Source organism: Algoriphagus iocasae (assembly GCF_014206875.1).
Classification (GTDB): domain Bacteria; phylum Bacteroidota; class Bacteroidia; order Cytophagales; family Cyclobacteriaceae; genus Algoriphagus; species Algoriphagus iocasae.
Window position 1 is genome coordinate 249,338 of sequence record NZ_JACIJO010000001.1, and the last position, 25,098, is coordinate 274,435.

Below are 25,098 nucleotides of genomic sequence, written 5' to 3' on the forward strand. Positions count from 1 at the left end.
GATTGTAGAGTCAATATCAGTAATAACCCAAAATAAATCATGAAGTACCCTAGGAATATGTCGCCTCCATTTTTTGACTGCTGTGTGGAAAGGATCGCATCAACTCGCCAAGTACCTAGCTCCCCAACCAATAATTTCCTACCTAATTAATAACAATAACCCTCATTCAATTGAAATGAATTTTACTAAACTCTTATCGTTGCTTTTGCTGTCGTTGACGATTTTGGTGGTTGAGGTGCAAGCTCAAACTTCTAAGATTTCTGGTACAGTAACGAGTGAAGAAGGCGAGGTTCTTCCGGGAGCCACCGTCTTGCTAAAGGGTACCACTACTGGTGCGGTTACTGATATTGATGGAGCTTACTCCATCACTGTCAATGATCCTAATGGAACCCTAGTCTATTCCATGATCGGAATGGTAACACAAGAAGTTCCTATTGAAGGAAAATCTACCATTGACGTAGAGCTGAAATTGGATATCTCGCAACTGGAAGTTGTCGAGGTAGTTGATTTTGGTTATGGTACTGTAAAAAGAACAGATATGACAGGTTCGGTAGCATCCATGTCTGGAAGAGAACTTGCCAAAATCCCTGTTGCCAGTGCTGCGCAGGCTATTACCGGTCGACTGCCTGGTGTCAACGTATTGACGACTGATGGTTCACCAGATGCTGATGTGGTGATTCGTGTTCGTGGTGGTGGCTCCATTACGCAGGATAATGCGCCTCTTTATGTAGTAGATGGATTTATTGTAAGCAGTATCCGGGATATTCCACCAACAGACATCGAAAGTATTTCTGTTTTAAAAGATGCTGCTGCGACAGCAATATATGGGGCACAAGCATCTAATGGTGTAATTGTAATCACTACTAAAACTCCTACCGTTGGAAAGGCCTCCGTTTCATATAATAACTTCTTTCAGTTTAAAACTTTACCAAAAGACCGTCGCTATGACGTGTTAGACCCATATGAGTATGTGATGGCTAACTACGAATATGCGAAGTTAAGATCAGAGGCTGACTTGAGAAGATTCGAGAGATTCTATGGAGTTTATGATGACTTAGAGCTTTATAAGCAAAAACCAGGAACAGACTGGCAAGATGAATTATTCGGTGACCCAAAATTGTCACAATACCATAATTTGTCTATCACCGGTGGAACTGACAAGACGAAGATGATGCTCAGTTTGACAAATAACACCGATGAGGGCTTGATGCTTTATTCTGGCTATAAAAGAAATGTGATCAACTTTAAGTTAAGTCAGGAATTAGCGAAGAAGTTGACCTTGGATATCGGGGCAAGAATCACTAATACGGTGGTGGATGGAGCTGGAACTTCTGGAAATGCCCAGATTAATATTAAAGATGCTGTTCAGACAAGACCCGTAAATGGTATTGCCGATGAATTGGATATTGATATTAACAATCTAAATTCTGAAGATGATTTCCAGTCATTCCTTTTAAGCTTAGTTAGTCCTACTGAGTTAGCAAAACAAGATTGGAGAAAAAGAACTGATAATGATTATGTATTTAATGCTGGTCTAACTTATCGCATTGTAGACGGACTGACTTTCAAATCCACAATTAATGGCTCTAAAAATTTCCGTGAAGATTTAAGATTTTATGGTCCATTGACAGGTGAATCATTTAACAATGGCGGAAGCTTACCTCTTGGTGTGAAAACCAATACAGAAGGTTTCTCTTATCGTTGGTTAAATAGTCTTACATGGAATGTTCAGGGTCTAGGGAAAGATCATTCTTTGGACTTCCTAGTGGGTCAGGAAGTGTATTCCACAGGTGGTACCTATGCCATGATCCGTTCTGAGGATTTCAGACTTTCCATCACTCCGGAGGAATTATTTGCCAATATGACTTTTGGTAGAACTGATCGTTTAGAGACAAGAAATAATACAGATATCAACCGATTCTCGCTTTTCGGTAGAGCAAATTACCAGTTTAAAGATCGGTACTTGCTTACTGCAACAGTAAGGTCTGACGCATCTTCAAAATTCTCAAAAGAAAATAGAGTGGGGATTTTCCCAGCATTGGCTTTTGGATGGAAACTTTCTGAGGAAGGGTTCCTAAGATCGTCCAGCTTTATCGACGAATTGAAGTTAAGAGTCAGTGTGGGTGAAACCGGAAATGATAGAATTGATGCAACAGCAACACAATTCCTTTTCCAAGGTTCTACAAACAGAGGTCCAGGTTTTGGAAACGTAGACAATGTGTATTATACACCAAGTAGCTCTGTGTTGTACAATCCAAATTTGGTTTGGGAAACTACCATCAACAGAAACTTAGGTTTAGACTTTACGCTCCTACAGTCAAGAATTGAAGGTAGCATTGACCTTTATTCCAATACGACAAAAGACCTTCTTTTACAATCTGCCATACCACCAAACACTGGTTTTGCTACACAGTGGGACAACGTAGGAAGCACTTCGAATAAAGGTTTTGAACTAGGAATCAACGCTTTCTTGGTTGACAAAACGGACTTCTCCATCTCTGTTAATTTCAATACCGGTATCAACGTGGCTAGAATTGAAGAGTTGGATGGTACAAATGAGCGCTTCTTCCAGTCCAACTGGGCAAGTACTGACTTGAATAACATCAATGATTACTACTTGAGAGTTGGAGGAAAACTTGGTGATATCTACGGTTATGTTTCAGATGGATTTTATTCAGTGGATGACTTCCAAGCATACAATACTGTTACAGGCCAATACGAGCTGAAAGAAGGAGTACCTAACTCAGGCTCTACTGTTGGAAATACTAACATCAAACCTGGTTTTATGAAAATCAAGGATTTGAACGGAGACGGAGTGATTAATGCAGAAGATAGAAAAGTGATTGGAAATGCGCTTCCAAAAAATCAAGGTGGTTTTGGAATAAACGCCCGATTCAAAGGATTTGATGCTTCTGTATTCTTCAATTACCAATATGGAAATGATGTTTACAATACCGGTAAAATTCAATACAACCAATTCAGAAGAGTGACCTATGGTAATATGACTACCATGATGAGCTCAGATAATCGATTCACATATATCGATGTGGATGGATCTTTTACAGGTACTCCTGGTGAAGTAGTGACTGACCTTGGTCAGTTAGGTGAATTGAATGAAGGTAAGACGATGTGGTCTCACAACAGTTTTGGAATTGCTCAAGCTGTAATCACAGATTGGGCAGTGGAGGATGGATCATTTATCCGTCTCAATAACCTGACTGTAGGATATTCATTCCCAAGAGAACTGATTTCAAAAATTGGATTGTCTCAATTTAGAATTTATGGGACAGGGAACAACCTGAAAATCTGGACTGATTACACAGGGTATGACCCTGAAGTTAGTACTTCCAGAAGTAGTTCATACGCTGCCTTGACACCAGGCGTGGATTATTCTTCTTTCCCAAGAAGTAGATCTTATACCGTCGGAGTAAACATCACATTCTAATTGAACTGAAAATGAAAGCAATAAAATTAAAATATATAGTTGTAGCTGCAGCTTCAGTCCTAATGATGTCATGCAGTGATTTTCTGGAGCCAGAATCCATCTCCACATTCGATACTAATTATATCTACTCGAATGTCGATGATGCCAGAAAAGGAGTCAATGCGGTCTATTCCCATTTCGGACAGGATGCATTTAGATCTCGTCTTTCCAACAATATGGCAGGAAACACCGATATCGAGCATCAAAGCGGTTGGACCAATTCTGGGGATAGATACCAAATTTGGAATTTAGATGCTTTGGAAAGCAATCGGGATCTGGATATTGTCTGGACTTATGCTTACCGCGCGATCAGAGATGCAAATATTTCTATCGAAGGCCTTCGAGCCAGTGGCAAATTGGAGTCTTCTGATCCAGTGGAAGCTAGAACGATGAATCATCTTCTTGGAGAAGCAATCACATTGAAGGCTTATTGGTACAGTATTTTGGCCTTTTACTTTGGTGATGTCCCTTATGTCAATGAGGCTCCAGTGGCTGGTGGTGAGTTTTTACTTCCAAAGGAAGATAGAAATGTGATTTTGGCTGGAGTAATTCAAGACATGATCGAAGTGGAAGAGAAGATGATGTGGGCTGATGAAACTCCTTTCGGGATCGAGCAAGTAACCAGAGAATATACCTTGGGAATGATAGCAAGAATTGCCTTGCAAAGAGGTGGTTATTATTTAAAACCTGATTTGACGCTGGCAAGAGAATCTGACTACTTGGATTATTATCAAATCGCCAAAGATTACACAGCAAAATTAATTGCTCTGAAAGACAGGGAACTTCCTGCTGATTACAGACAGGTATTTTTGAATCAGTCAAAATTCATTTCTCCAGTCAATTCTGAAATTCTTTTTGAGGTGCCTTTTGCACTTGGAAATGGTGATGTGGCATGGAATATCGGGATCACTGTAGAAGGTGGACCTACCGCTGCCCATAGCTTTGGTTCAGGTAATAACTACATGGCAATTCCTCCTACTTATTACTTCTCATTTGATACACTGGATGTAAGGAGAGATGTGACCTGCGCGCTGTATAAGATCAATTCAAGCTTTGAAAAAGAGTTTGTCAATAACAGAACAAACATTTCCCAAGGCAAGTGGAGTCGAGCTTTCTTGGAAAATCCTCCGGGAGCATCTTCTGCTAAAGGAACTGGTATCAACTGGCCTATGATGCGCTATGCTGATGTTTTGCTGATGTATGCTGAAGCAGAAAATGAGTTGAACGGTCCATCAGGCGAAGCACAGGAAGCACTGAAAAGAGTTAGAAGACGTGCCTTTTCTGATGATTTATGGACTGAGAAAGTGGATGAGTATGTAGATGAGGTATCGGTAAGTAAAGAGTCGTTCTTTGAGGCAATCGTAGATGAAAGAGCTTGGGAATTTGGCGGCGAGATGATCCGTAAATACGAGTTGATCAGATGGGGAAATTATTCCCAGAAGATGGAAGAAACAGTCGAAGGACTTAAAAAGATGGCTGATGATGCTTTCAATGGTACAGGAAATCTTCCTGATTACATGTACTGGAAAGTAAATGAAAGCGGACAGTTCGTTCTTTTAAATCCAAATACAAAAGTTGTGGCTCCACCAGATGATTCCTGGAATCAGGTTCCATTCCTTTTGAGTATGCATGATGAGACACTTCAGTACTCTGAATGGATTACAAAAGACTGGGCCAATTATATCAATGGGCCACAGCCAGGTGTTGTTAGGTACATTTTCCCAATCCCTACTTCTGCAATCTCGAATAGTCAAGGTACTCTGACCAATGACGGCTATGAGTTTTAATTCGATTAACACCGCCCAAAAGAAATTGAACATGAAAAAATTTAAATTCAATATAAAATCTTCCTTGCTGCTGGTGATGGTTGGTATTATTGCTTTCTCAGCATGTAAGGAGGAAGAGACCATCTATGAGCAGACAAGACTTTTCAGACCGGTACTGAATGAAGACCTCTTTTCAGAAGGTAATTCAATTATCGTGAATATGGGAAAGCTGAAAGAAGCTATTTCTTATACTTTGGAAGTGAGTAGAGATACCTTTCAGACTGTAGAATATCTGATTGAAACTGACACCAGTTATGTGGTGATTGATAAAGAGTTGGTCGGGGAAGAGTTGTTCTGGAACACTCTTTACCAAGTTAGAGCAACTGCAAGGGCTTCTGAGTCAGTTTATGACAGTAAGGCATCGGATTTGGGGAATGTCAGGACACAAAGATTTCCTACTATCCTAAACGAACCAGCCCGATATGATGTCACTGATATTGCTGCTCGTGTTACCTGGATTAATGCCGGAGCAGCTGTGACTGGGATGAAAGTTTTTGCTGCTGAGGACTTGAAGTTGACTACTCCATTATTTGAGGAGAGACCAGTGACTTCCGAAGAAGCACTGTCAGGAGTGGCTATTCAGGAAGGGCTTGAACCAGAGACTGAATATCAGATTGCAATCTATAGCGGTGAGCAATTAAGAGGTTGGGTGGATTATACTACACGTGAGAAAGATATCGATCCAAATGATCCAAATGTAATCGATGTTAGAGACAATGAAAGTCCATCTGCTGTAGCTGACGCGGTGTTGACTGCTCCTGAAGGCGCAATCATTTTAGTGAAAAGAGGTGTTACTTATGACCTTCCTGAAGAGCCATTGACCAGATCTATTACTATTCGGGCAGCTTATGGTTTTGGTGAGCAAAAAGCAAAGCTATATACAACTGGAAATTGGAATATTGCCGAGGGAGCTCAGATTGACCATATTCGATTCGTTGATTTGGAATTAAGAGGTGCGGATTATTCCGGGGATTATATTTTCAATCCAAACACTTCAAATGTCAATGTACGTGAGTTATTGTTCGAAAATTGCCAAATAGGTACTGTCCGTGGGATAATTAGAATAAGGGGAACCGTTGGTTTGGAGAATTATATTATCAGAAACACCTTGGTAGACAGCATAGGCGGTTATGGATTGCTTACCACTGATACCAATCCAAGTGATGATGAACTAACTGCGCATGTGGATAACATCGTTTTTGAGAATTCTACTTTCAATAAAATTCAAGGTGGAATTACTTCAAGAAATAATTCAAAATCAATTAAGATTGAATCTTGTACGTTTGGGAATTTTATTTCCAGCGGTAACCGTATTTTCAGATATAGAGGCGGTGATGGCAATAATAATGTCACCAATGGTATCAGCATCAAGAACAGCATTTTTGGCCACGGTTGGGACGAAAGTGAATCAGAAAATTATGCAATCAGAGGAATCGAAGGCCTAGATAATACGGTTTTGGACATTGTCAATGTATATAGTACTAGTGATTTTAGTTTTTCAGATAGCGAAATTCCGGGATTCCCAATTGGCAATTACTCTGGAGGTCAGGATGATCTTTGGGTAAATCCAGCCATGAATAATTTCAACTTCAAAGACAATGGCTTTGCAGGAAGATTTGATTCTGGGGATTCTAGATGGAGAGTTGTTTTGTAGATTAACATGGGTAATAGATTTAGAAAAGGTGTGGCAATAGCCACACTTTTTTCTTGATATGGCCCAAAAAATAGGAAGATTTGAAATTTCATTATTTGCTTATATCCATAGTCTGGGCACTTATTTCTTGTGGTGAGACTAATGAAGCGCCTATTCTCGATCCGGATCCTATAGTAGAAGAACCCCCTTATGATGGTCCTGTATATGCATTTCCAGGTGCAGAAGGTTTTGGTCAGTTTACTACTGGAGGTCGAGGAGGAAAAGTTTACTATGTTACAAAATTGACAGATGATGGATCTGCAGGTACCTTGAGGCATGCTATCAATCAAAGTGGGAAAAGGACCATAGTTTTCAATATCGGCGGTACCATTCAGTTGAAATCCCGACTGCTGATCAATTTTGGCGATTTAACCATCGCCGGCCAAAGTGCTCCTGGTGATGGGATTACAATTAGGGATTTTCCAGTTGTGATCAATGCTAGTAATGTAATCATCCGCTACCTTCGATTTAGAATGGGTGATGAGGCAAAGCAGCAAGCGGATGCTTTGGAAGCTAGATTTCAAAAAAACATCATCATTGACCATTGCTCTTTAAGTTGGTCTACTGATGAGACAGCCACTTTTTATGCTAATGAAAATACAACACTTCAATGGTGTATTATTTCTGAAAGCCTGAAGAATTCTGTCCATGAAAAAGGGTCTCATGGATACGGAGGCATCTGGGGCGGGAAAAATGCCAGTTTTCATCATAATCTGCTAGCGCATCATGATAGTCGAAATCCAAGACTAGGGGAGGAAGCGGGAAAAGCTTTTGCTCTGACGGATAAGGTGGACATAAGGAATAATGTCATCTATAACTGGGGATCCAACAGTACCTATGGAGGTGAAGCAATGAATGTCAATTTGGTCAATAATTATTATAAACCAGGACCAGCAACACCTTCAGGAAGCAAGCGGAATCGGATTGTTTCCATAGACAAGAATAAAAATGTAGGTACCGAGGTTTATAATATTTGGGGTAAGTTTTTCATAAATGGCAATGTCGTGGAAGGAAGCTCTCAGACCAGTGCTGATAATTGGACTTATGGGGTTTTGAATCAGTTTCACTCCAGCTATGGGACTGTGTCCGAAGATGAAATTGCCGGACTTAGAAAAAATCAAGAACATGATATCGAAGACAATGTGATTACCCACAGCGCGGAAGAAGCTTTGTCATTGGTGATGAAATATGCTGGTAATTCCAAAGTTAGGGATATAGTGGACCAAAGGATAATTCAGAACTTACAGGATAATTCTTATTCATTCGAAGGCTCTTTGGGAAGTACAAATGGTATTATTGACTCTCAGGCAGATGTCGGTGGATGGCCGGATTTATCCGAAGGAGAAGCTGTTAATGACAGTGATTTGGACGGAATTCCAGATTCATGGGAAACTGAAAATTCTCTAGATCCTGATGATTCTTCCGATGCTACAGAAATAAAATCAGGTACGCCCTATACTTATCTTGAGATTTATTTAAATAGTCTCATCAAAGACTTTCCCCTCAAAAAATAAGACTTATGAAATTCGAACATTTCGCCATCAATGTACCCAATGCAAAAGCTGTTTCTCTTTGGTATGAAGAGCATTTGGGTCTCACGGTTAAAAAGAAAATGTCCGAGGCCCCTTATATGACGTTTTTGGCAGATGATAGCGGAACAGTGATGTTGGAAATTTATAGCAATCCAAAAGGAGAAACTTTGGGTTTTGAAACCTTACATCCCTTGGCGGTACATTTGGCTTTGGTTTCCGAAGATCCAGCCTCGGATAAAACCCGGCTGATAGCCGCTGGTGCGACTGAGTTTTCTGATGATATCTTACCAGATGGATCGCATTTAGTGATGCTTAGAGATCCCTGGGGGATTTGCCTTCAGCTCTGCAAAAGAGCAATACCAATGATTTAAACCTATGATAAAGATTTCGAATGCTGTATTAGGGATTCTTTTTGCATTTAGTACTTTTTCTTGCGGTACCAAAAATGCCTTTGCACAGGAGGCGCAAAAACCACTGGCTTTTCCAATGGCGGAAGGTTTTGGGAAATACACCACTGGTGGTAGAGGGGGAATGGTGTATATAGTTTCTAATTTAAATGATGATGGACCAGGCTCACTTCGGGATGGAATCCAGAAGAAAGAACCTCGGATTATTGTTTTTGAAGTAGCCGGGAATATCGAATTAAAATCCAGTTTGGATATCAACTATGGGGATCTGACGATAGCAGGACAAAGCGCGCCGGGAGGAGGAATAACCATTCAGGGATATCCTCTTAAAATCAAAGCTGATAATGTCATTATCCGATACATTAGAAGCCGGCTTGGGGATTTAGAAAAAGTTCAAGATGATGCGATGAGCTCCATACGAAATAAAGATATCATCATTGACCACTGTTCACTAAGCTGGGCTACAGACGAATGCGGATCTTTTTATGACAATGAAAACTTTACCCTTCAGTGGACCATTTTATCTGAAAGCCTAAATAATTCCGTGCATGAAAAAGGACAACATGGTTATGGAGGAATATGGGGAGGGAAAAAGGCTTCTTTTCTTTATAATCTCTTAGCTGATCATAACAGTAGAAACCCTCGGTTTAATGGTGCAAGGTATCATAAGGAACCTGCTAAAGAATGGGTGGACTTTAGAAATAATGTGATCTATAATTGGAAAGGAAATAGTTCCTATGCCGGTGAGCAAGGGCAATATAATATTGTAAACAACTATTATAAACCTGGTCCCGCGACCCAGTCCAATAGAGATAGAATCGTGGAGCCATATAAACCTTATGCGAGTTTTTATGTAACCGGAAATGTGGTGGAAGGAGCAGCTACAGTCACGAAAAATAATTCTTTAGGAATTCAGAATGTGGATCCAAAAATCGTTCAAGTTGACAATGAATTTGAATTCTCAAATGCAGAAACGATGACTGCAGAGCAAGCTTTTGATGCGGTAATGAAAAATGCTGGAGCTAATATTTTTAGAGACCCTGTGGATTCTCGGATTGTTAAGGAAGTTCGTTCTGGACAAAACCAATTTGGGAATAATGGGATCATTGATTCACAAACCCAAGTGGGAGGATGGCCAATTTTACCAAAAGGAGATGTACCACTTGATACCGATCGGGATGGAATGCCAGATAAGTGGGAGCTTGCTTTTCAACTGAACCCGAATGACCCCTCTGATTCAAAACTTTATACCTTAGATCAAGACTATACCAATGTGGAAATGTATTTGAATAGTTTGATTAGATAATTAGATAGATTTTTGAATTTGGTCTGGCATTCCCGACGTGAGGTTTTATCTTAGGATAATACTCGATTTTTAATAGTCAAAGCTTATGACTGACAAAAGGATTTCTTTTTCCCAACTGACAAGCACGCTTGAAAATGTCCTGTTGAAGTATGGATTTGAATCAGAGAAAGCCAAAAAATGTGCACAATTGTTTGCCAAAACAGACCTCGATGGAGTTCGATCCCATGGAGTTAATCGATTTCCATTATTTCTGGATTTTATCAGACAAGGTTTTGTAAACCCTGCTGCTGAGCCCCGACAGGAGAGTAGTTTAGGGGTTTTTGAGAGATGGGATGGGCAGCTTGGCCCCGGGAATCTGAATGCTGCATTTGCCATGCAAAGAGCAATTGCCAATTCAGAAATCTTTGGAATTGGTTGTGTGGCATTGAAGAAGACAAACCACTGGATGCGTGGAGGTAATTTTGGTTGGCAGGCAGTAGATTCTGGTAAAATAGGCATCTGTTTTACCAATACTAAACCCAATATGCCAGCTTGGGGTGGAAGTGAACCTAAGCTCGGAAATAACCCCTTGATTATTGCGATTCCTAGAAAAAAAGGACCTGTCGTTCTAGATATGGCCATGTCCCAATTCGCTTATGGCAAGCTGGCAAACTATGCAAGAGCTGGTAAAAATGCTCCTTATGTTGCTGGTTTTGATGAGTCCGGAAATTTGACCAACGAGCCTGAACCCATCCTGAAAAACGATATGGCTTTACCTGCTGGAATGTGGAAGGGTGCTGGGCTTTCATTGGTCTTGGACATGCTTGCAGCTGTGCTTTCAGGTGGTTATAGTACCCATGAAGTCGACCACTCGGGTGCAGAAATCGGACTTTCTCAGGTTTTTATAAGCCTTGACCCTGTCAAGTTGGAATTGGAAGAATGGATGGATCAAAAGTGTGATGCGATTATTCAAGATCTGAAAAGCTCTGAAGTTTTTGAGGGACAACAGATTCTTTATCCTGGGGAAAATGTCTTGAAAACCCGGCAGGAAAATTTAGAAAAAGGAATACCCGTGGATGAGGCAATTTGGAATCAGATTTTAAAAGAATTAGAAAAATGAAAACATACGGAATTGGAATCATCGGAACAGGCTCAATCGCGATCAAACATGCCCAGGCAATCGCAGAGTTGGATCAGGCTAATTTGGTCGGATTATATAATCCCAATCCAAAAAGTGCAGAAACAGCACAGACTAAATTTAAAGAGCCTGTTTTCACTGATTTTGATGAGTTCCTGAAAATCCCTGAATTGGATGTCGTTTGTATTTGCACTCCCAGTGGGATGCATTTGGAGCCTAGTTTAGCTTCCGCAAAAGCTGGAAAACATATTTTAGTAGAGAAGCCAATTGAAATTAACCTGGATAGAACTGATCAGCTATTGGAGAGTTGTAGGGAAAATGGAGTTCAACTGGCGGTAATCTTTCAAAATAGATTTTCGGAAGATTACGTCCAATTGAAAAAGGCGGTGGATCAGGGAGTTTTTGGGAAATTATTGATGGGAAATGCCTATGTCAATTGGTTCCGTGATGATGCCTATTATGGGACAAGTAAGTGGAAAGGTACATTAAAAGGTGATGGTGGAGGAGCTTTGATAAATCAGGGTATCCATACCATTGATTTACTATTGGATTTGATGGGAGATGTATCGGCGGTTTTTGGTCAGGTGCAAACCGCACTTTATCCGATAGAAGGTGAAGACTTGGGTACAGCGATCGTTAATTTTAAAAGTGGAGCTTTGGGAAATATTACTTCTGCGACTTCCCTATATCCCGGCTACCCAGAGAAAATTGAGGTTTTTGGTACGAAAGGTAGTGCTATCCTGGAAGCAGGGAAATTGGTGGCTTGGAATATAAAAGGTGATGATAGTAATATGATCAGTTCTGCTCCGGGATCAGCGTCTGGTTCTTCCGACCCGAATGCAATTGGACATCAGCTTCACTTGGCTCAGTGGCAATTGTTTCTAAAATCAATAGAAGAGGGTGCGCTTCCAGTCGTCGACGGTGAAACGGCTCGAAAATCTGTGGAGCTGATCAGAGGGATTTATCTCTCTTCAAAGAGAAATGAGAAAATTGAGTTTCCTTTTGAAGACATCAAATATTAAAGAGATACTCCGCGCTTCCAAGGAATAAAGTCATTTTGACCTAGAATCATTGCTTTTGTCAACTCCTCACCGCTGGCAACACGGATGATTTTTTCCAGGATTTCTTCGCCCATTTCTTTGATGGATCTTTCTCCAGAAATAACAAAACCTGTATTTACATCAATTATATCCGGCATCTTTTCGGCTAGGCGATGATTGCTGGATACTTTGATCACTGGTGTGATCGGATTTCCTGTAGGCGTTCCTAAGCCAGTTGTAAACAGGATGACGTTTGCACCGGAACCAGCCATTGCCGTTGTGCTTTCCACGTCATTTCCTGGAGTGCAGAGGAGGTTCAGCCCAGGAGTTTTTACATATTCGCCATAATCCAGAACGTCTGCAACCGGTGAGGTACCACCTTTTTTAGCTGCTCCAGAAGATTTCATGGCATCAGTTATCAAACCGTCTTTGATGTTCCCAGGGGATGGATTCATGTCAAACCCGGATCCTACGGCTTCAGCTGATGCTGCATAGGCTTTCATTAAGTTTGAGAATTTCTCGGCACTTTCGTTGGTGACACATCGGTTGATAAGTTCTTGTTCTACTCCGCAAAGCTCCGGAAATTCAGATAAAATTGCTTTTCCACCCAATGCTACGACTAAATCGGCAGCATAGCCAACGGAAGGGTTTGCAGAAATCCCAGAAAAACCATCCGAACCTCCACATTCCAAACCAACAGTTAACTTATTTAGAGGAGCAGGTTTTCTTGTTTCCAAATTAGCTTCTGCCATACCCAAAAAGGTTTCTTTGATAGCCCGTGTCAACAGTTGTTGTTCCGTTCCTTCTTTCTGTTGCTCCAGGATGATCAATGGTTTTTGGAAGTTGGGGTTTATGTTTTTAAGCTTCTCTTCTAAAATCGGAGCCTGAGCATTTTGACATCCTAAGCTCAAAATTGTAGCTCCGGCAGTATTTGGATTATTGATGTAACCGGCCAATAGCGTACAGAGCGCATCAGAATCTTGACGAATACCTCCGCATCCGCCTTGATGATTTAAGAATTTGATACCGTCTATGTTTTCGAATAGCTTGGCAGGAGATTTATCTAAATAGGTGTTGACAGTCAAGTTTTTGATTGATTCTGAATCTCCATTTTGGTAAAGCGAGGCCATTTCTTTCACCAATTGTTTGTATGGGTTGGTTTTAGCAAAGCCCAATTCATCCAAAAATGCTTCTTTGATAGTGTCTACATTTCTGTTTTCGCAGAATACCATTGGAATTACCAGCCAATAATTCCCTGTGCCTACCTGGCCGTCTTTTCTATGGTAGCCTTGGAAAGTCCGATTTTCAAAAGAACTGATATCTGGCTTTTCCCAAGAATATGTTCCGGATTTTTTCCCAAAACTTTCTGCTTCGTGAGTGACATTCGACGTGGTCAAAACCTCTCCTGACTGGATGTCAACCATTGCTTTTCCAACAATTCCCCCATACATATAAATCAAATCGCCCTTGCACAAATCGCCTATTGCGAATTTATGTTTTGCAGGAACATCGGTTTTTAAAGTGATTACTTTTTGTTCGAATGTAATTTTTTCTCCTGCCTTTAGATCCTGCAATGCAACAAACACATTGTCTTTAGAATGAATTTGCAATGTTTTATGGTTCATGGGAATTATTGTCTATATTGTGCAATCGATTGCGCAATATAGACAATAATTCAACATCAAATGGAAATCATTTGTAGAGAATTTGTCTGGAAATAAGAATATTTAATGAACCCTAAAATAATTACCCTCGGTGAAATCATGATGAGATTGACACCGGAATCCAATCAGCGCTTTACTCAGGCAGCTTCTTTTGGTGCTGTTTATGGTGGCGCAGAGGCAAATGTGGCTGTTTCCCTTGCAGAATGGGGATTTGATGTAAGCCATTTGACTGTTTTACCTGACAATGATCTTGGAAAAGCAGTTATTAAAAGTTTGAGAAAATCTGGAGTGAAAACGGATTTGATCCGAACCCAAGCAGGAAGGCTTGGGCTCTATTTTTTAGAGGTAGGAGCCATGCAGAGAGCATCCAAAATCATTTATGATAGAGCAGATTCTGCATTTGCCAATTTAGATCCAGACCAATTTGACTTTGAAGAAATATTCAAAGGAGTTGATTGGTTTCATTGGACTGGAATTACCCCAGCAATTTCTGAAAATGCCTACCAATTAATGTTAAAGGCAATTAAAGCTGCATATAAGCAGGGAGTGAAAATCAGTGCTGACATCAATTACCGAAGAAACCTTTGGCAATATGGCAGGAATCCTTTGGAAGCAATGCCAGAATTGATGCAGTATAGCACCTTGATGGTGGCGGGTGAAACAGATTTGGAAAACTGTGCCGGAATTGCAGCAAATGATTTTCAAAGTGCCTGTGTAAAAACAAAAGAGAAATTTCCCAAAATTAAATACATCACAACGACTATCAGGAATTCTATCTCGGCGACTCACAATCAATTAGAAGGGATACTTTGGGATGGTGAGATTTTGCGTTCAAAAAATTATGATATGCCAGGAATTGTAGATCGGATCGGTGGTGGAGACGCTTATATCGCAGGATTGATTTATGGACTGAATTATTTTGAGCCTCAAAAAGCCTTGGAATTTGCGATTGCCGCTTCAGTTCTGAAACATAGTATTCATGGTGACGCCAATGAGATTACTGTAGAAGAAGCATTGATGCTGGTAGAAGATAAAAATGTTGGAAAACTATTACGCTAAGAATTTATATGAATCAAAAAGTTTTGATAGATGCTATGAATAAAGCAGGGATAATCCCTGTTTTTAACCACAAAGATGTGGAGGCAACAATTAAAGTCATGAAAGTTTGTCATCAAGCGGGCTTGAATGTTTTTGAATTTACAAACCGAGGAGATCATTCACTATCTGTTTTTAAAGAGCTAAAAAAAGCATCTGCACATTGGGAAGATTTTTATTTGGGGATCGGGACAATATTTTTCAAGGAACAGGCCGCAGATTTCATTGAAGCTGGAGCCGATTTTCTGGTTTCTCCGGTATGGGATCTTGAACTTGCTGAATATGCCAAGTCTCAAAAAATCACTTGGATTCCTGGTATAGGAACTGTTTCGGAGGCATTTCAAGCCTTTAAGTTTGGGATTCCTTTGATCAAAGTATTTCCAGCTAATGTTCTTGGGCCAGAGTTTGTTGCCTCTGTCAAGTCTGTAATTCCAGACTTATTGGTAATGCCTACTGGGGGAGTTCATCCGGAAGAAGGTAATCTTAAAACATGGTTTGATGCAGGAGTTCACTGCGTAGGAATGGGGTCTCAGCTTTTTTCAAAAGTCTTGATTCAGGAAAAGCAATTTGAAAAGTTGGGAGATAATATCAACCAAGCATCCGGTATTTTAAATCGATTCCGTAATTCATCTGTTAAGTAAGTCAGGAAAAGACTATTATTGTTAAATCCCTAATTGATTAAATAAACCCATGAAAAGAGCCTTTCCTATCTTAATGATTCTGATTTTTTTAGGAGTTCTTCCATTTTCCTGTACTTCTCCTCTCAATTTTAAGGTTATCAAACTCGGCCATGGACTCGTAGTCAGCCACCCTGTTCATGAAGCCATGCTTTATATGGCGAAGCAGATTGAGAAGAAATCTAATGGTAAAATAAAAGTCAAAGTCTACCCCAATCAGCAATTGGGGTCGGAAAGAGAATTACTTGAATTACTTCAGATAGGAAGTCTTGGGATGACCAAGGTTTCTGCGGCAGCTTTGGAAGGATTCGCACCCACCATGCAGGTGTTTGGAATGCCATATTTATTTAGAGATGATGAGCATCAGCGCAAAGTTTTGGAAGGGCCAATTGGCAAGCAACTTCTGCTAGACGGAGAAGAGTTTTGGCTGAGAGGTTTATGTTATTATGATGCCGGGAAAAGAAGTTTTTATACCAAAGATAAGCCTGTAGAAACTCCGGAAGACCTTGCTGGTCTGAAAGTAAGGGTAATGGAAAGTGTCACAGCTTCCAATATGGTCAAAGCATTGGGAAGTTCCCCGACTCCTGTTTCCTATGGTGAGCTGTACACAGCACTACAACAGGGCATCGTGGATGCTGCAGAAAATAATCCTCCAAGTCTGTTTACTTCCAAGCATTACGAAGTATGTAAGTTTTATAGTTTGGATGAGCACACTGCATTGCCAGATGTGGTGATCATCAGCACCAAAGTATGGGAAAGCCTTACAGAAGAAGAACAAAAATGGGTTCAGGAAGCCGCCGATGAATCGGCAACTTACGAATATAAGCTTTGGGCGGAGTCTTCAGCAGAATCCATGAGAGAGCTTGAAAAAGCTGGTGTGACAATCACCTATCCTGATAAAGAACCTTTCAGAAAGGCAGTGGAAGGCGTTTATGATGAGCTGAAATTACAACAGCCAGAAATTTATGAGATTGTTCAGGCAATCCGTGATGTGAAATAATTTAAACCCAAAGTCGATCTTTTCATGTTTTCATTAGACTCCAAAAGTAAACTTGACAAACTGATATCCTATTTACTCATTGTTTTGATGGCATTGATGGTCGTGAATGTCACTTGGCAGGTAGCCTCCCGTTATATTTTTAAAGATCCAAGCTCCTTTACTGATGAGCTATCCCGGTATATGATGATTTGGGTTGGAATGCTTGGAGCAGCTTATGTCGCTGGTAAAAATGATCACCTGGCAATCGATATATTATTGACAAGTTTAAAAGGAAAAGCACAGGATAAATTAATGATATTGATCAGTGTTTGCATCTTGGTTTTTGCAGTGATCGTCATGGTGATAGGAGGATCTAACCTGGTTTACATCACCTTTATTTTGAGTCAAAAATCTGCCACACTTCAAATTCCATTGGCATATGTGTATTCCATCATTCCCTTTAGTGGAGTATTGATAACTTATTATCAGCTCTTTTTTATTATTCAATTGTCCACTTCAATCAAAACAGCTGAATAATGGAAGTTTTAAGTGTATTAGTACTCGTATTGTCTTTTATTTTCTTTTTGGGAATTGGCGTTCCAGTAGCATGGAGCTTGGGACTTTCCAGCATGTTTACCTTGATGGTTACAGTCGCCAGTATGCCAGCAATTACGACAGTTGCACAGCGAATGGGGACAGGATTGGACAGCTTTTCATTATTGGCTATTCCGTTTTTTATTCTTGCCGGTGAACTTATGAATCGGGGAGGGATTGCCAACCGATTGATTGAATTTGCCAAAGCCTTGACTGGTAGACTTCCTGGCGGATTATTGCATGTGAATGTCATCGCTGCGATGCTTATGGGGGCAATTGCAGGCTCTGCTGTAGCTGCAGCCTCTTCTATGGGTGGAATTTTAGGGAAAAGAATGGAGAAAGAAGGATATCCAAAAGAGTTGGGAGCTGCAGTGAACATCACTTCTTCGACTACAGGTTTGATCATTCCGCCTTCCAATGTTCTGATTGTGTATTCATTGGCTTCGGGTGGCGTTTCTATTGCGGCACTTTTCGTGGCAGGATATTTACCTGGATTATTGGTTGGATTGCTGCTGATGATTACCGCTGCCGTAATGGTGAAAATCAAGAAATTGCCTGCTGGTGAAGCTACAACCATAAAGCATTTAGCAGTTACATTTTGGCATGCCATTCCTAGTTTATTTCTATTGGTAGTAGTGATTGGTGGTATTATAGGTGGGGTTTTTACCGCCACTGAAGCCTCAGCAATTGCGGTAGTATATAGCTTGGTTCTTTCCCTGATTTATAAAGAAATAGGATTCAAGGATCTTCCTGCAGTTTTATTAAAATCGGCAGAAACCACCGCAGTAGTGATGCTCTTGATAGCAACTTCTATGGCCATGTCTTGGGTGATGTCCAGTGAGGAAATTCCTCAAAGCATTTCCAATTCACTTCTGTCCTTGAGTGATAACATTTTCGTGATCCTGATTATGATCAATGTTCTTTTGCTCTTTGTGGGAATATTTATGGACATGACTCCTGCGGTATTGATCTTTACTCCGATCTTTTTGCCAGTGGTGACATCACTTGGAGTGGACCCTGTACATTTTGGGATTATGATGGTGTTGAATCTCTGCATCGGACTTTGTACCCCACCGGTAGGGTCGGTACTTTTCATTGGAGTTGGGATCGCTCAGACGACGATTCAAAAAGTCATTAAACCCTTACTTCCTTTCTTCTTTGCCATGATTCTGGCCTTGGCTTTGATCATGATTTTCCCGGAAATCTCCCTATGGCTTCCGAGGGTATTCGGGTTATAAAATTTGGGGTATAATCCCCCAAATTGAGTGAAAAAGTCGTATTGATTCCACAACTATTCCTTCGATTATCATGAATTAGCTTCTGATTGTTGAAGGAATAATTTTTGTACTGTGGGCGATATGGACTCTATTTTAATTAATCCGAAAAATGAAAAGGAACTCAGTTTTATTGCTGAGTTATTGGGCAAGATAGGTGCCAGATATAAGATTATTACTGCGGAAGAAAAAGAGGATTTGGGCCTTTCACATCTGATGGTGAAAGTCGATCGCACTAAAGAAATCCCAAAGGAAGTAGTTCTTAAGAAGCTAATGGAGCATGAAAACTAGATTTTTGAAATCCTTTCTGAAAGATCTTGAAAATGTCAGCGAGGAGCAGGATAAAAAGGAGATCTCGCAGTTGCTTAAAACCTGTGAGAAAGCGAAGTTTTTATCCGAAATCGGAAGTTTGAAAAAACTGGCAGGCTTTAAAAATGTCTTCCGGATCAAGAAAAAGAACTACCGGATCGGATTGTACATAGAAATAAATGAGCTCGTTTTCGCAAGAATTTCCCACAAAAACGAGCTCTATAAAATGTTCCCTTAAGGAAGATTATCTTTCTACTTCCTTCAGATTTTCGATTTTCTTGTTTCTCAGGAATCCATTGATGTCTTCAAAGTGTTCCTTCACGCGTTTGTTTCCAAATTCAAATACTTTGGTCACCAAACCATCCAAGAAATCTCTATCGTGAGAAACTACCACCAAGGTGCCATCAAAAGCCTTCAGTGCATCTTTGATGATGTCTTTGGTCTTCATGTCCAGATGGTTGGTAGGTTCATCGAGAATCAATAAGTTGACCGGCTCCAGAAGCAATTTGATCATAGCGAGACGGGTTTTTTCACCACCTGAAAGAACTTTCACTTTCTTGTTGATATCATCACCTTTAAACATAAAGGCACCGAGGATGTCTTTTACCTTGGTTCTGATTTCTCCCACAGCGATATGATCGATGGTTTCGAAAATGCTGAGGCTTTCATCCAGAAGGGATGCCTGATTCTGCGCAAAATAGCCGATCATGGCATTGTGTCCCAATTCACATTTGCCTTCAAAATCGATTTCTCCCATGATCGCCTTGATCATGGTGGATTTACCTTCTCCATTTTTTCCGATAAAAGCTACTTTCTGCCCTTGCTCTATGGTCATAGAGGCATTTTTGAAAACCACATGGTCACCATAGGTTTTGCTCATCTCATCCACGATCACCGGATATTTCCCTGATCTCGGGGAAGGAGGGAAGCGAAGTTTCAATGCAGAAGTATCCACCTCATCTACTTCAATGATTTCCATTTTCTCCAGCATTTTCACACGGGATTGTACCTGCAAAGTCTTGGAGTAGGTTCCTTTAAAGCGATCAATAAATCCTTGGATGTCCGCGATGGTTCTTTGTTGCTCTTCGTACTGCTTCTGCTGCTGTTCGCGACGCTCTTTTCTTAACTCGAGGTAATGGCTGTATTTCGCTTTGTAATCGTAAATACGGCCCATGGTCACCTCGATGGTTCGAGTGGTAATGTTGTCTACGAAAGCTCTATCGTGGGAGATTACCACTACCGCTTTTGCTTTATTCAATAAGAAATCTTCCAGCCACTGAATGGATTCGATATCCAAGTGGTTGGTAGGCTCATCAAGTAAGATCAGATCAGGATTTTGCAAAAGAATTTTCGCCAATTCAATTCGCATTCTCCATCCTCCGGAAAACTCAGATGTCAATCGTGTAAAATCTTCTCTGACGAAACCCAAGCCAAGAAGTACTTTTTCTACTTCTGCTTCATAGTTGACTTCCTCGATCGCATAAAATTTCTCACTCAATTCAGAAACCTGCTCGATCAGTTTGTAATACTCTTCTGATTCGTAATCGGTACGTACAGTCAGTTCTTCATTGATCCGATCAATCTCTGTCTTCATGTTCAGGTAGCTTGCAAAAGCTTTGGAAGTTTCTTCCATCACCGTGCAGTCATCCGAAGTCAATAAATGTTGTGGTAAATAGGCTACAACAAATCCCTTTGGAGCTGAAACAGAACCGGAGGTGGGTTTGGATTGCCCCGCGATAATTTTCAAAAGAGTGGATTTACCGGCTCCGTTTTTCCCCATCAAGGCGATTTTATCGGTTTCATTGATGGCAAATGAAATATTACTAAAGAGTGTAGAGCCGCTGTGTACGATTGCTACATTATCTACTGAAATCATAATTATCTGAATTGAAGCGGCAAAGGTAAGGAATTGAGAATTTAAAATTTGGAGTAATTATGAATTGTCTCCAAAAAGGGATTTACCGATCATATATGTCTGCTTGTTTTAGATAGCGTGCATTTCTAATTTTCTTTGAGTTTTATAAACAATCCTATGAAGAACATTTCCAAAGTTTTATTTCTCTTGTTGATGCTGGCTTCCACGGTCAGCTATGGACAAAAGAAAAGTAAGAAAAAAGGTGCAGAACCAGCTCCTCAAAGTCAGCCTGCAAAAGCTGAAAAAAAGAGCCCTTTTAAAAAGTACAGTGATATCGTGACTTCAGATGCTGTAACTGATGAAGGACTTTTTAAAGTGCATATGGTTGGGGAAAAATACTATTATGAAGTTCCATTTGACCTGCTAAATGCAGATATGTTATTGGTCAGCCGGATTTCAAAAATAGCTGCAGGACTAGGTGGAGGATATATGAATGCTGGTTCCAAGACCAATGAACAAGTGGTCAGATGGTCTAGAGTTCAAAATAACATTCATTTAAGATCCATCTCTTATAGCAATGTGGCCAGTGATTCTCTGCCGATTCAGCTTTCTGTATCTGCAAATAACTATGATCCTATTTTGGCTGCTTTCCCGATAGAGGCATTCAATGCAGATTCAACGGCCGCTTTGATCGAAGTGAGTGACTTGTTCCTTTCTGACAATCCAGCGCTAAGTGGGCTATCAGAAAATATGAGAAGGCAGTATAAAGTTCGGAACTTGGATAGAAAAAGAAGTTTCATCAGCCGAATGGCTAGCTTCTCTGAAAATATCGAAGTTCGTCATGATTTGACCTACAATGCCACCGAGCCACCTTCTAATTTCAGAAGCGGGACTATTTCGATGGAGATGAGTCAATCCATGTATTTACTGCCTGAAGTGCCGATGCAGCCAAGAATTTATGATCAGCGCGTGGGTTGGTTTACCATCCGGCAAATTGATTATGGTTCTGAAGCGTTGAAGTCTGATGTGAAAACTTACATCAGAAGATGGAAATTGGAGCCAAAAGACCCTGAAGCTTACGCAAGGGGAGAATTGGTGGAGCCGATCAATCCAATTGTATATTACCTAGATCCTGCTACTCCAGAAAAATGGAGACCTTATTTCCGTCAGGGCATCGAAGATTGGCAGCAAGCATTTGAAGCAGCTGGTTTTAAGAATGCAATTATCGCCAAAGATGCACCGACTAAGGAAGAAGACCCTGATTGGAGTCCTGAAGATGCCCGATATTCTACAGTAAGATATGTGGCTTCAACTACCAGAAATGCCGTTGGACCGAGTGTCTCAGATCCTAGATCCGGTGAGATAATAGAAAGTGACATTATTTGGTATCATAACCATTTGCGTTCGTATAGAAACCGATATCTATTAGAGACTGGAGCAGCAAATCCTTCTGCTAGAACTTTGGACACTCCGGAAGAGGAGATAGGAGAAATGATGAGACGTGTTATTTCTCATGAAGTAGGACATGCTTTAGGTTTACCACATAACATGAAAGCTTCTTATGCTTATCCAACAGATTCACTTCGATCTGCTTCTTTCACTCAAAAGTGGGGACTAGCAGCTACAATCATGGATTATACCCGCTACAATTATGTGGCTCAGCCGGGCGATGAAGGAGTGAGATTTGTTAGAATGCTAGGACCGTATGATGAATATGCCATCAATTGGGGCTATCGATACATTCCTGAAGCCAACTCGGCAGAAGATGAAAAGCCGATCTTGAACAAGTGGATCGCAGAAAAAGCCGGAGATCCAAAATATCTTTTCGGTGGAGGAAATTCATTTGACCCAAGCTCCCAAACAGAATCTGTTGGAGATGATCCTGTCAAAGCCAGCCGATATGGCTTGGCAAACTTAAAGATCGTCGCACCAAATCTGGTGAAATGGACTTCTACGCCTGGGGAAGGCTATGCTGATCTGGAAGAGCTTTATGGAGAATTGATCGGAGTTTGGACAAGATTTGCTGCACATGTGATCACAAATATTGGAGGAGTATATGAGGAATTTAAAACCACCGATCAATCAGGAACTACTTATACTCCAATTGCAAAATCTGCTCAGATCGAATCCATGAAATTTCTAAATGAGGATGTTTTCTCTACACCTGATTGGTTATTGCAAAAGGAAATTTTAAACAATATCGGCCCAAGTGGAGCGGTAGCTGCTGTTGGATCCATGCAATCTAGATTGCTTTCGAATCTTCTTAGAAAAGATCGATTAGAAAGAATGATAGAGAATGAGGCGCTTAATGGAGCTGAGGCCTACAAGCTGACAACTATGTTGAGTGATCTTAGAAAAGGATTGTGGTCTGAGCTTTCTGCTACGAAGGAAATTGATACCTACAGAAGAAACCTTCAAAGAGCACATGTTGAGATGTTGGCAGGCTTGATGAAACAGGATGAGAAAAATCGGACTGACATCAGTGCTGCAGCAAGAGCTGAACTGAAAACAATCCAGGGGATGGCCAAGTCAGCCAGCTCCCGCTATCCATCAGGAATTTTTCAATACCACCTGAAAGATATTGATGCCTTAATTGAATCTAAGCTTAGTGAAGAATAGGCGAAGTCCTGAAAATTAAAAAAGCCCTTTTGGAATCTCCAAAAGGGCTTTTTTATGATATAAAACCTAGGGTTTTATAGAAACTTCAATTTTGAAATCTGCTGTTTCATTTCTTCTGGCAGCACTTCTCATCAGATAAACCCGAATTCTTTGCTCTCCACTTTTTTCTAATTTACCTGTGTAGGAATTTTCATCCATGGAGGAATTATAGAATGCCACATATTCTTCTCCAGGAGCCATCAGGTTGAAATAATTGGCAGAATTTGAACTGGTGAATTTCACTTCCAGAACCTGACCTTCTTTAGCTTGAAGGACATAATCGATGGTTTGATTTCCCTTTAATTTTCCTTCAATGACGGTAGATGATTTTCCTTCTTCAAATTCAACTTTTTTTACTTCAATTCCTGTTTGGGAATAAGATAGAAATGGAAGCCAGAGGAGAAAAAGGAAAAGAAATTTCTTAGTAAAAAGAGGTAGTGCATTCATGATTTCAGACAGTTTATTTTCTGGATTTAAACAGAGAATGAATTCAAAATTTAAAGAATTTCCTGAAGATTTGAGCAAAGCACAAAAAAACCGCTCCGAAATCAATCGAAGCGGTTTTCAAAATCATATATCTTAAATCTGATATCTTATATCACTTAGGCGTCCACGCCCAAAGCTTTCGCCATGGTAGCACCGATCTCAGCTGGAGATTCAGCAACGTGAATTCCATTTTCTCTCATAATTCTCATTTTCGCTGCTGCAGTATCGTCAGCTCCACCGATGATGGCACCAGCATGGCCCATTCTTCTTCCCGGAGGTGCGGTCTGTCCAGCGATAAATCCTACCACTGGTTTCTTGTTTCCAGTCTCACGGATCCACTTTGCAGCTTCTGCTTCGTAGTTACCCCCGATTTCACCGATCATGACGATTGCGTCAGTTTCTGGATCTTCCATTAGCAACTGAACAGCCTGCTTGGTGGAAGTTCCGATGATCGGATCACCGCCGATACCGATTGCAGTAGAAACGCCCAATCCAGCTTTGGCAACTTGGTCAGCAGCTTCGTAAGTCAAAGTACCAGATTTAGAAACGATACCGATTCTACCTTTTTTGAATACGAATCCTGGCATAATTCCAACCTTCGCTTCTCCTGGAGTGATTACACCTGGACAGTTAGGACCGATAAGGGTTGCTCCTCTTTCTACTATGTAAGGCTTGGCTTTCATCATATCCGCAACTGGAATACCTTCAGTGATGGCAATGATAACTTTGATACCTGCATCTGCAGCTTCCATAATCGCATCGGCAGCGAATGCCGGTGGCACGAAAATAATGGATGTATCAGCACCAGTCTTCTGAACGGCTTCTTCTACAGAGTTGAAAACAGGTTTGTCCAAATGGGTGGACCCACCTTTTCCCGGAGTTACACCACCGACTACGTTTGTTCCGTACTCGATCATTTGCTGTGCGTGAAAAGAGCCTTCCGACCCGGTGAATCCTTGTACGATCACCTTGGAATTTTTATTTACTAGTACACTCATGATGCGATTTCTAAAGTTTGGCACAAAAATAAAAGAATCAGGTCGCTGACAAAAGAAATGAAGAACATTATCTAGGGAATTTACCGACGCAATACTTTTTATAT

At 40.7% G+C, this 25,098-nt stretch carries 20 protein-coding genes; 16 read left to right on the top strand and 4 right to left on the bottom strand.

Features of this window, described 5'->3' with window-relative positions:
* The first annotated feature begins 175 nt into the window (after window positions 1–175).
* From FHS59_RS01105 to FHS59_RS01140, 8 genes are all read left to right on the top strand, one after another.
* On the top strand, window positions 176–3,445 hold the full coding sequence (locus tag FHS59_RS01105; protein WP_184492571.1) for a SusC/RagA family TonB-linked outer membrane protein: 3,270 nt from the start codon (window positions 176–178) through the stop codon (window positions 3,443–3,445).
* Between the two features lie 11 nt (window positions 3,446–3,456).
* Window positions 3,457–5,271: a RagB/SusD family nutrient uptake outer membrane protein gene (locus tag FHS59_RS01110; RefSeq protein ID WP_184492572.1), complete on the top strand. Its 1,815-nt coding sequence runs from the start codon at window positions 3,457–3,459 to the stop codon at window positions 5,269–5,271.
* Window positions 5,272–5,302: 31 nt separating this feature from the next.
* Entirely contained in the window at window positions 5,303–6,964 is a 1,662-nt protein-coding gene (locus FHS59_RS01115) for a DUF4957 domain-containing protein (protein WP_184492573.1), read from the top strand.
* Window positions 6,965–7,044: 80 nt separating this feature from the next.
* The gene (locus tag FHS59_RS01120; protein WP_184492574.1) at window positions 7,045–8,517 is read left to right on the top strand and encodes a pectate lyase family protein; all 1,473 of its coding nucleotides are present in this window, start codon (window positions 7,045–7,047) and stop codon (window positions 8,515–8,517) included.
* Between the two features lie 5 nt (window positions 8,518–8,522).
* A complete protein-coding gene (locus tag FHS59_RS01125; protein WP_184492575.1) occupies window positions 8,523–8,906 on the top strand; it encodes a VOC family protein in 384 nt (127 codons plus the stop codon).
* Window positions 8,907–8,910: 4 nt separating this feature from the next.
* Window positions 8,911–10,248 carry a pectate lyase family protein gene (locus FHS59_RS01130; RefSeq protein ID WP_184492576.1) on the top strand — a complete coding sequence of 446 codons (1,338 nt, stop codon included), beginning with the start codon at window positions 8,911–8,913 and terminating at the stop codon, window positions 10,246–10,248.
* Window positions 10,249–10,333: 85 nt separating this feature from the next.
* Window positions 10,334–11,347, top strand: coding sequence for a 3-dehydro-L-gulonate 2-dehydrogenase (yiaK, locus tag FHS59_RS01135; RefSeq protein ID WP_184492577.1), 1,014 nt, complete (start codon window positions 10,334–10,336; stop codon window positions 11,345–11,347).
* On the top strand, window positions 11,344–12,387 hold the full coding sequence (locus FHS59_RS01140) for a Gfo/Idh/MocA family protein (protein WP_184492578.1): 1,044 nt from the start codon (window positions 11,344–11,346) through the stop codon (window positions 12,385–12,387). Before yiaK ends, FHS59_RS01140 begins: the two co-directional genes overlap by 4 nt.
* Here FHS59_RS01140 and FHS59_RS01145 read toward each other — a convergent pair.
* Window positions 12,384–14,030 (bottom strand): UxaA family hydrolase, encoded by a 1,647-nt coding sequence (locus FHS59_RS01145; protein ID WP_184492579.1) that lies wholly within the window; start codon window positions 14,028–14,030, stop codon window positions 12,384–12,386. The two genes, FHS59_RS01140 and FHS59_RS01145, sit on opposite strands and share 4 nt — an antisense overlap.
* Window positions 14,031–14,135: 105 nt before the next feature.
* On the opposite strand from FHS59_RS01145, the gene FHS59_RS01150 reads away from it, so the two are divergent.
* From FHS59_RS01150 to FHS59_RS01180, 7 genes are all read left to right on the top strand, one after another.
* Window positions 14,136–15,128: a sugar kinase gene (locus FHS59_RS01150; protein WP_184492580.1), complete on the top strand. Its 993-nt coding sequence runs from the start codon at window positions 14,136–14,138 to the stop codon at window positions 15,126–15,128.
* A gap of 8 nt (window positions 15,129–15,136) precedes the next feature.
* Window positions 15,137–15,805: a bifunctional 4-hydroxy-2-oxoglutarate aldolase/2-dehydro-3-deoxy-phosphogluconate aldolase gene (locus FHS59_RS01155; protein ID WP_184492581.1), complete on the top strand. Its 669-nt coding sequence runs from the start codon at window positions 15,137–15,139 to the stop codon at window positions 15,803–15,805.
* A gap of 49 nt (window positions 15,806–15,854) precedes the next feature.
* Window positions 15,855–16,841: a TRAP transporter substrate-binding protein gene (locus FHS59_RS01160; protein ID WP_184492582.1), complete on the top strand. Its 987-nt coding sequence runs from the start codon at window positions 15,855–15,857 to the stop codon at window positions 16,839–16,841.
* 24 nt (window positions 16,842–16,865) lie between these two features.
* Window positions 16,866–17,357, top strand: a complete 492-nt coding sequence (locus FHS59_RS01165; RefSeq protein ID WP_184492583.1) for a TRAP transporter small permease — start codon at window positions 16,866–16,868, stop codon at window positions 17,355–17,357.
* The gene (locus tag FHS59_RS01170; protein ID WP_184492584.1) at window positions 17,357–18,652 is read left to right on the top strand and encodes a TRAP transporter large permease; all 1,296 of its coding nucleotides are present in this window, start codon (window positions 17,357–17,359) and stop codon (window positions 18,650–18,652) included. The genes FHS59_RS01165 and FHS59_RS01170 overlap by 1 nt, the downstream gene beginning before the upstream one ends.
* A gap of 120 nt (window positions 18,653–18,772) precedes the next feature.
* Window positions 18,773–18,979, top strand: coding sequence for a hypothetical protein (locus FHS59_RS01175; protein ID WP_184492585.1), 207 nt, complete (start codon window positions 18,773–18,775; stop codon window positions 18,977–18,979).
* Window positions 18,969–19,235, top strand: coding sequence for a type II toxin-antitoxin system RelE family toxin (locus FHS59_RS01180; protein WP_184492586.1), 267 nt, complete (start codon window positions 18,969–18,971; stop codon window positions 19,233–19,235). Before FHS59_RS01175 ends, FHS59_RS01180 begins: the two co-directional genes overlap by 11 nt.
* A gap of 6 nt (window positions 19,236–19,241) precedes the next feature.
* On the opposite strand, the gene FHS59_RS01185 is transcribed toward FHS59_RS01180, so the two are convergent.
* The gene (locus FHS59_RS01185) at window positions 19,242–20,873 is read right to left on the bottom strand and encodes an ABC-F family ATP-binding cassette domain-containing protein (protein WP_184492587.1); all 1,632 of its coding nucleotides are present in this window, start codon (window positions 20,871–20,873) and stop codon (window positions 19,242–19,244) included.
* Between the two features lie 156 nt (window positions 20,874–21,029).
* Here FHS59_RS01185 and FHS59_RS01190 point away from each other — a divergent pair, with 156 nt between their 5' ends.
* Entirely contained in the window at window positions 21,030–23,471 is a 2,442-nt protein-coding gene (locus tag FHS59_RS01190; protein WP_184492588.1) for a zinc-dependent metalloprotease, read from the top strand.
* A 66-nt stretch (window positions 23,472–23,537) separates the two neighbouring features.
* Here the strand turns inward: FHS59_RS01190 and FHS59_RS01195 are convergent, their stop codons facing one another.
* Both FHS59_RS01195 and sucD read right to left on the bottom strand, forming a co-directional pair.
* On the bottom strand, window positions 23,538–23,957 hold the full coding sequence (locus tag FHS59_RS01195; RefSeq protein WP_184492589.1) for a hypothetical protein: 420 nt from the start codon (window positions 23,955–23,957) through the stop codon (window positions 23,538–23,540).
* A 155-nt stretch (window positions 23,958–24,112) separates the two neighbouring features.
* The gene (sucD, locus tag FHS59_RS01200) at window positions 24,113–24,994 is read right to left on the bottom strand and encodes a succinate--CoA ligase subunit alpha (protein WP_184492590.1); all 882 of its coding nucleotides are present in this window, start codon (window positions 24,992–24,994) and stop codon (window positions 24,113–24,115) included.
* Between the last annotated feature and the right edge of the window lie 104 nt (window positions 24,995–25,098).

Bases quoted from the DNA above. Each gene is read 5' to 3' on its own strand.
- FHS59_RS01105 (WP_184492571.1), top strand. From the start codon at position 176: ATGAATTTTACTAAACTCTTATCGTTGCTTTTGCTGTCGTTGACGATT.
- FHS59_RS01110 (WP_184492572.1), top strand. From the start codon at position 3,457: ATGAAAGCAATAAAATTAAAATATATAGTTGTAGCTGCAGCTTCAGTC.
- FHS59_RS01115 (WP_184492573.1), top strand. From the start codon at position 5,303: ATGAAAAAATTTAAATTCAATATAAAATCTTCCTTGCTGCTGGTGATG.
- FHS59_RS01125 (WP_184492575.1), top strand. From the start codon at position 8,523: ATGAAATTCGAACATTTCGCCATCAATGTACCCAATGCAAAAGCTGTT.
- FHS59_RS01130 (WP_184492576.1), top strand. From the start codon at position 8,911: ATGATAAAGATTTCGAATGCTGTATTAGGGATTCTTTTTGCATTTAGT.
- yiaK (WP_184492577.1), top strand. From the start codon at position 10,334: ATGACTGACAAAAGGATTTCTTTTTCCCAACTGACAAGCACGCTTGAA.
- FHS59_RS01140 (WP_184492578.1), top strand. From the start codon at position 11,344: ATGAAAACATACGGAATTGGAATCATCGGAACAGGCTCAATCGCGATC.
- FHS59_RS01145 (WP_184492579.1), bottom strand. From the start codon at position 14,030: ATGAACCATAAAACATTGCAAATTCATTCTAAAGACAATGTGTTTGTT.
- FHS59_RS01150 (WP_184492580.1), top strand. From the start codon at position 14,136: ATGAACCCTAAAATAATTACCCTCGGTGAAATCATGATGAGATTGACA.
- FHS59_RS01155 (WP_184492581.1), top strand. From the start codon at position 15,137: ATGAATCAAAAAGTTTTGATAGATGCTATGAATAAAGCAGGGATAATC.
- FHS59_RS01160 (WP_184492582.1), top strand. From the start codon at position 15,855: ATGAAAAGAGCCTTTCCTATCTTAATGATTCTGATTTTTTTAGGAGTT.
- FHS59_RS01165 (WP_184492583.1), top strand. From the start codon at position 16,866: ATGTTTTCATTAGACTCCAAAAGTAAACTTGACAAACTGATATCCTAT.
- FHS59_RS01170 (WP_184492584.1), top strand. From the start codon at position 17,357: ATGGAAGTTTTAAGTGTATTAGTACTCGTATTGTCTTTTATTTTCTTT.
- FHS59_RS01175 (WP_184492585.1), top strand. From the start codon at position 18,773: ATGGACTCTATTTTAATTAATCCGAAAAATGAAAAGGAACTCAGTTTT.
- FHS59_RS01180 (WP_184492586.1), top strand. From the start codon at position 18,969: ATGAAAACTAGATTTTTGAAATCCTTTCTGAAAGATCTTGAAAATGTC.
- FHS59_RS01185 (WP_184492587.1), bottom strand. From the start codon at position 20,873: ATGATTTCAGTAGATAATGTAGCAATCGTACACAGCGGCTCTACACTC.
- FHS59_RS01190 (WP_184492588.1), top strand. From the start codon at position 21,030: ATGAAGAACATTTCCAAAGTTTTATTTCTCTTGTTGATGCTGGCTTCC.
- FHS59_RS01195 (WP_184492589.1), bottom strand. From the start codon at position 23,957: ATGAATGCACTACCTCTTTTTACTAAGAAATTTCTTTTCCTTTTTCTC.
- sucD (WP_184492590.1), bottom strand. From the start codon at position 24,994: ATGAGTGTACTAGTAAATAAAAATTCCAAGGTGATCGTACAAGGATTC.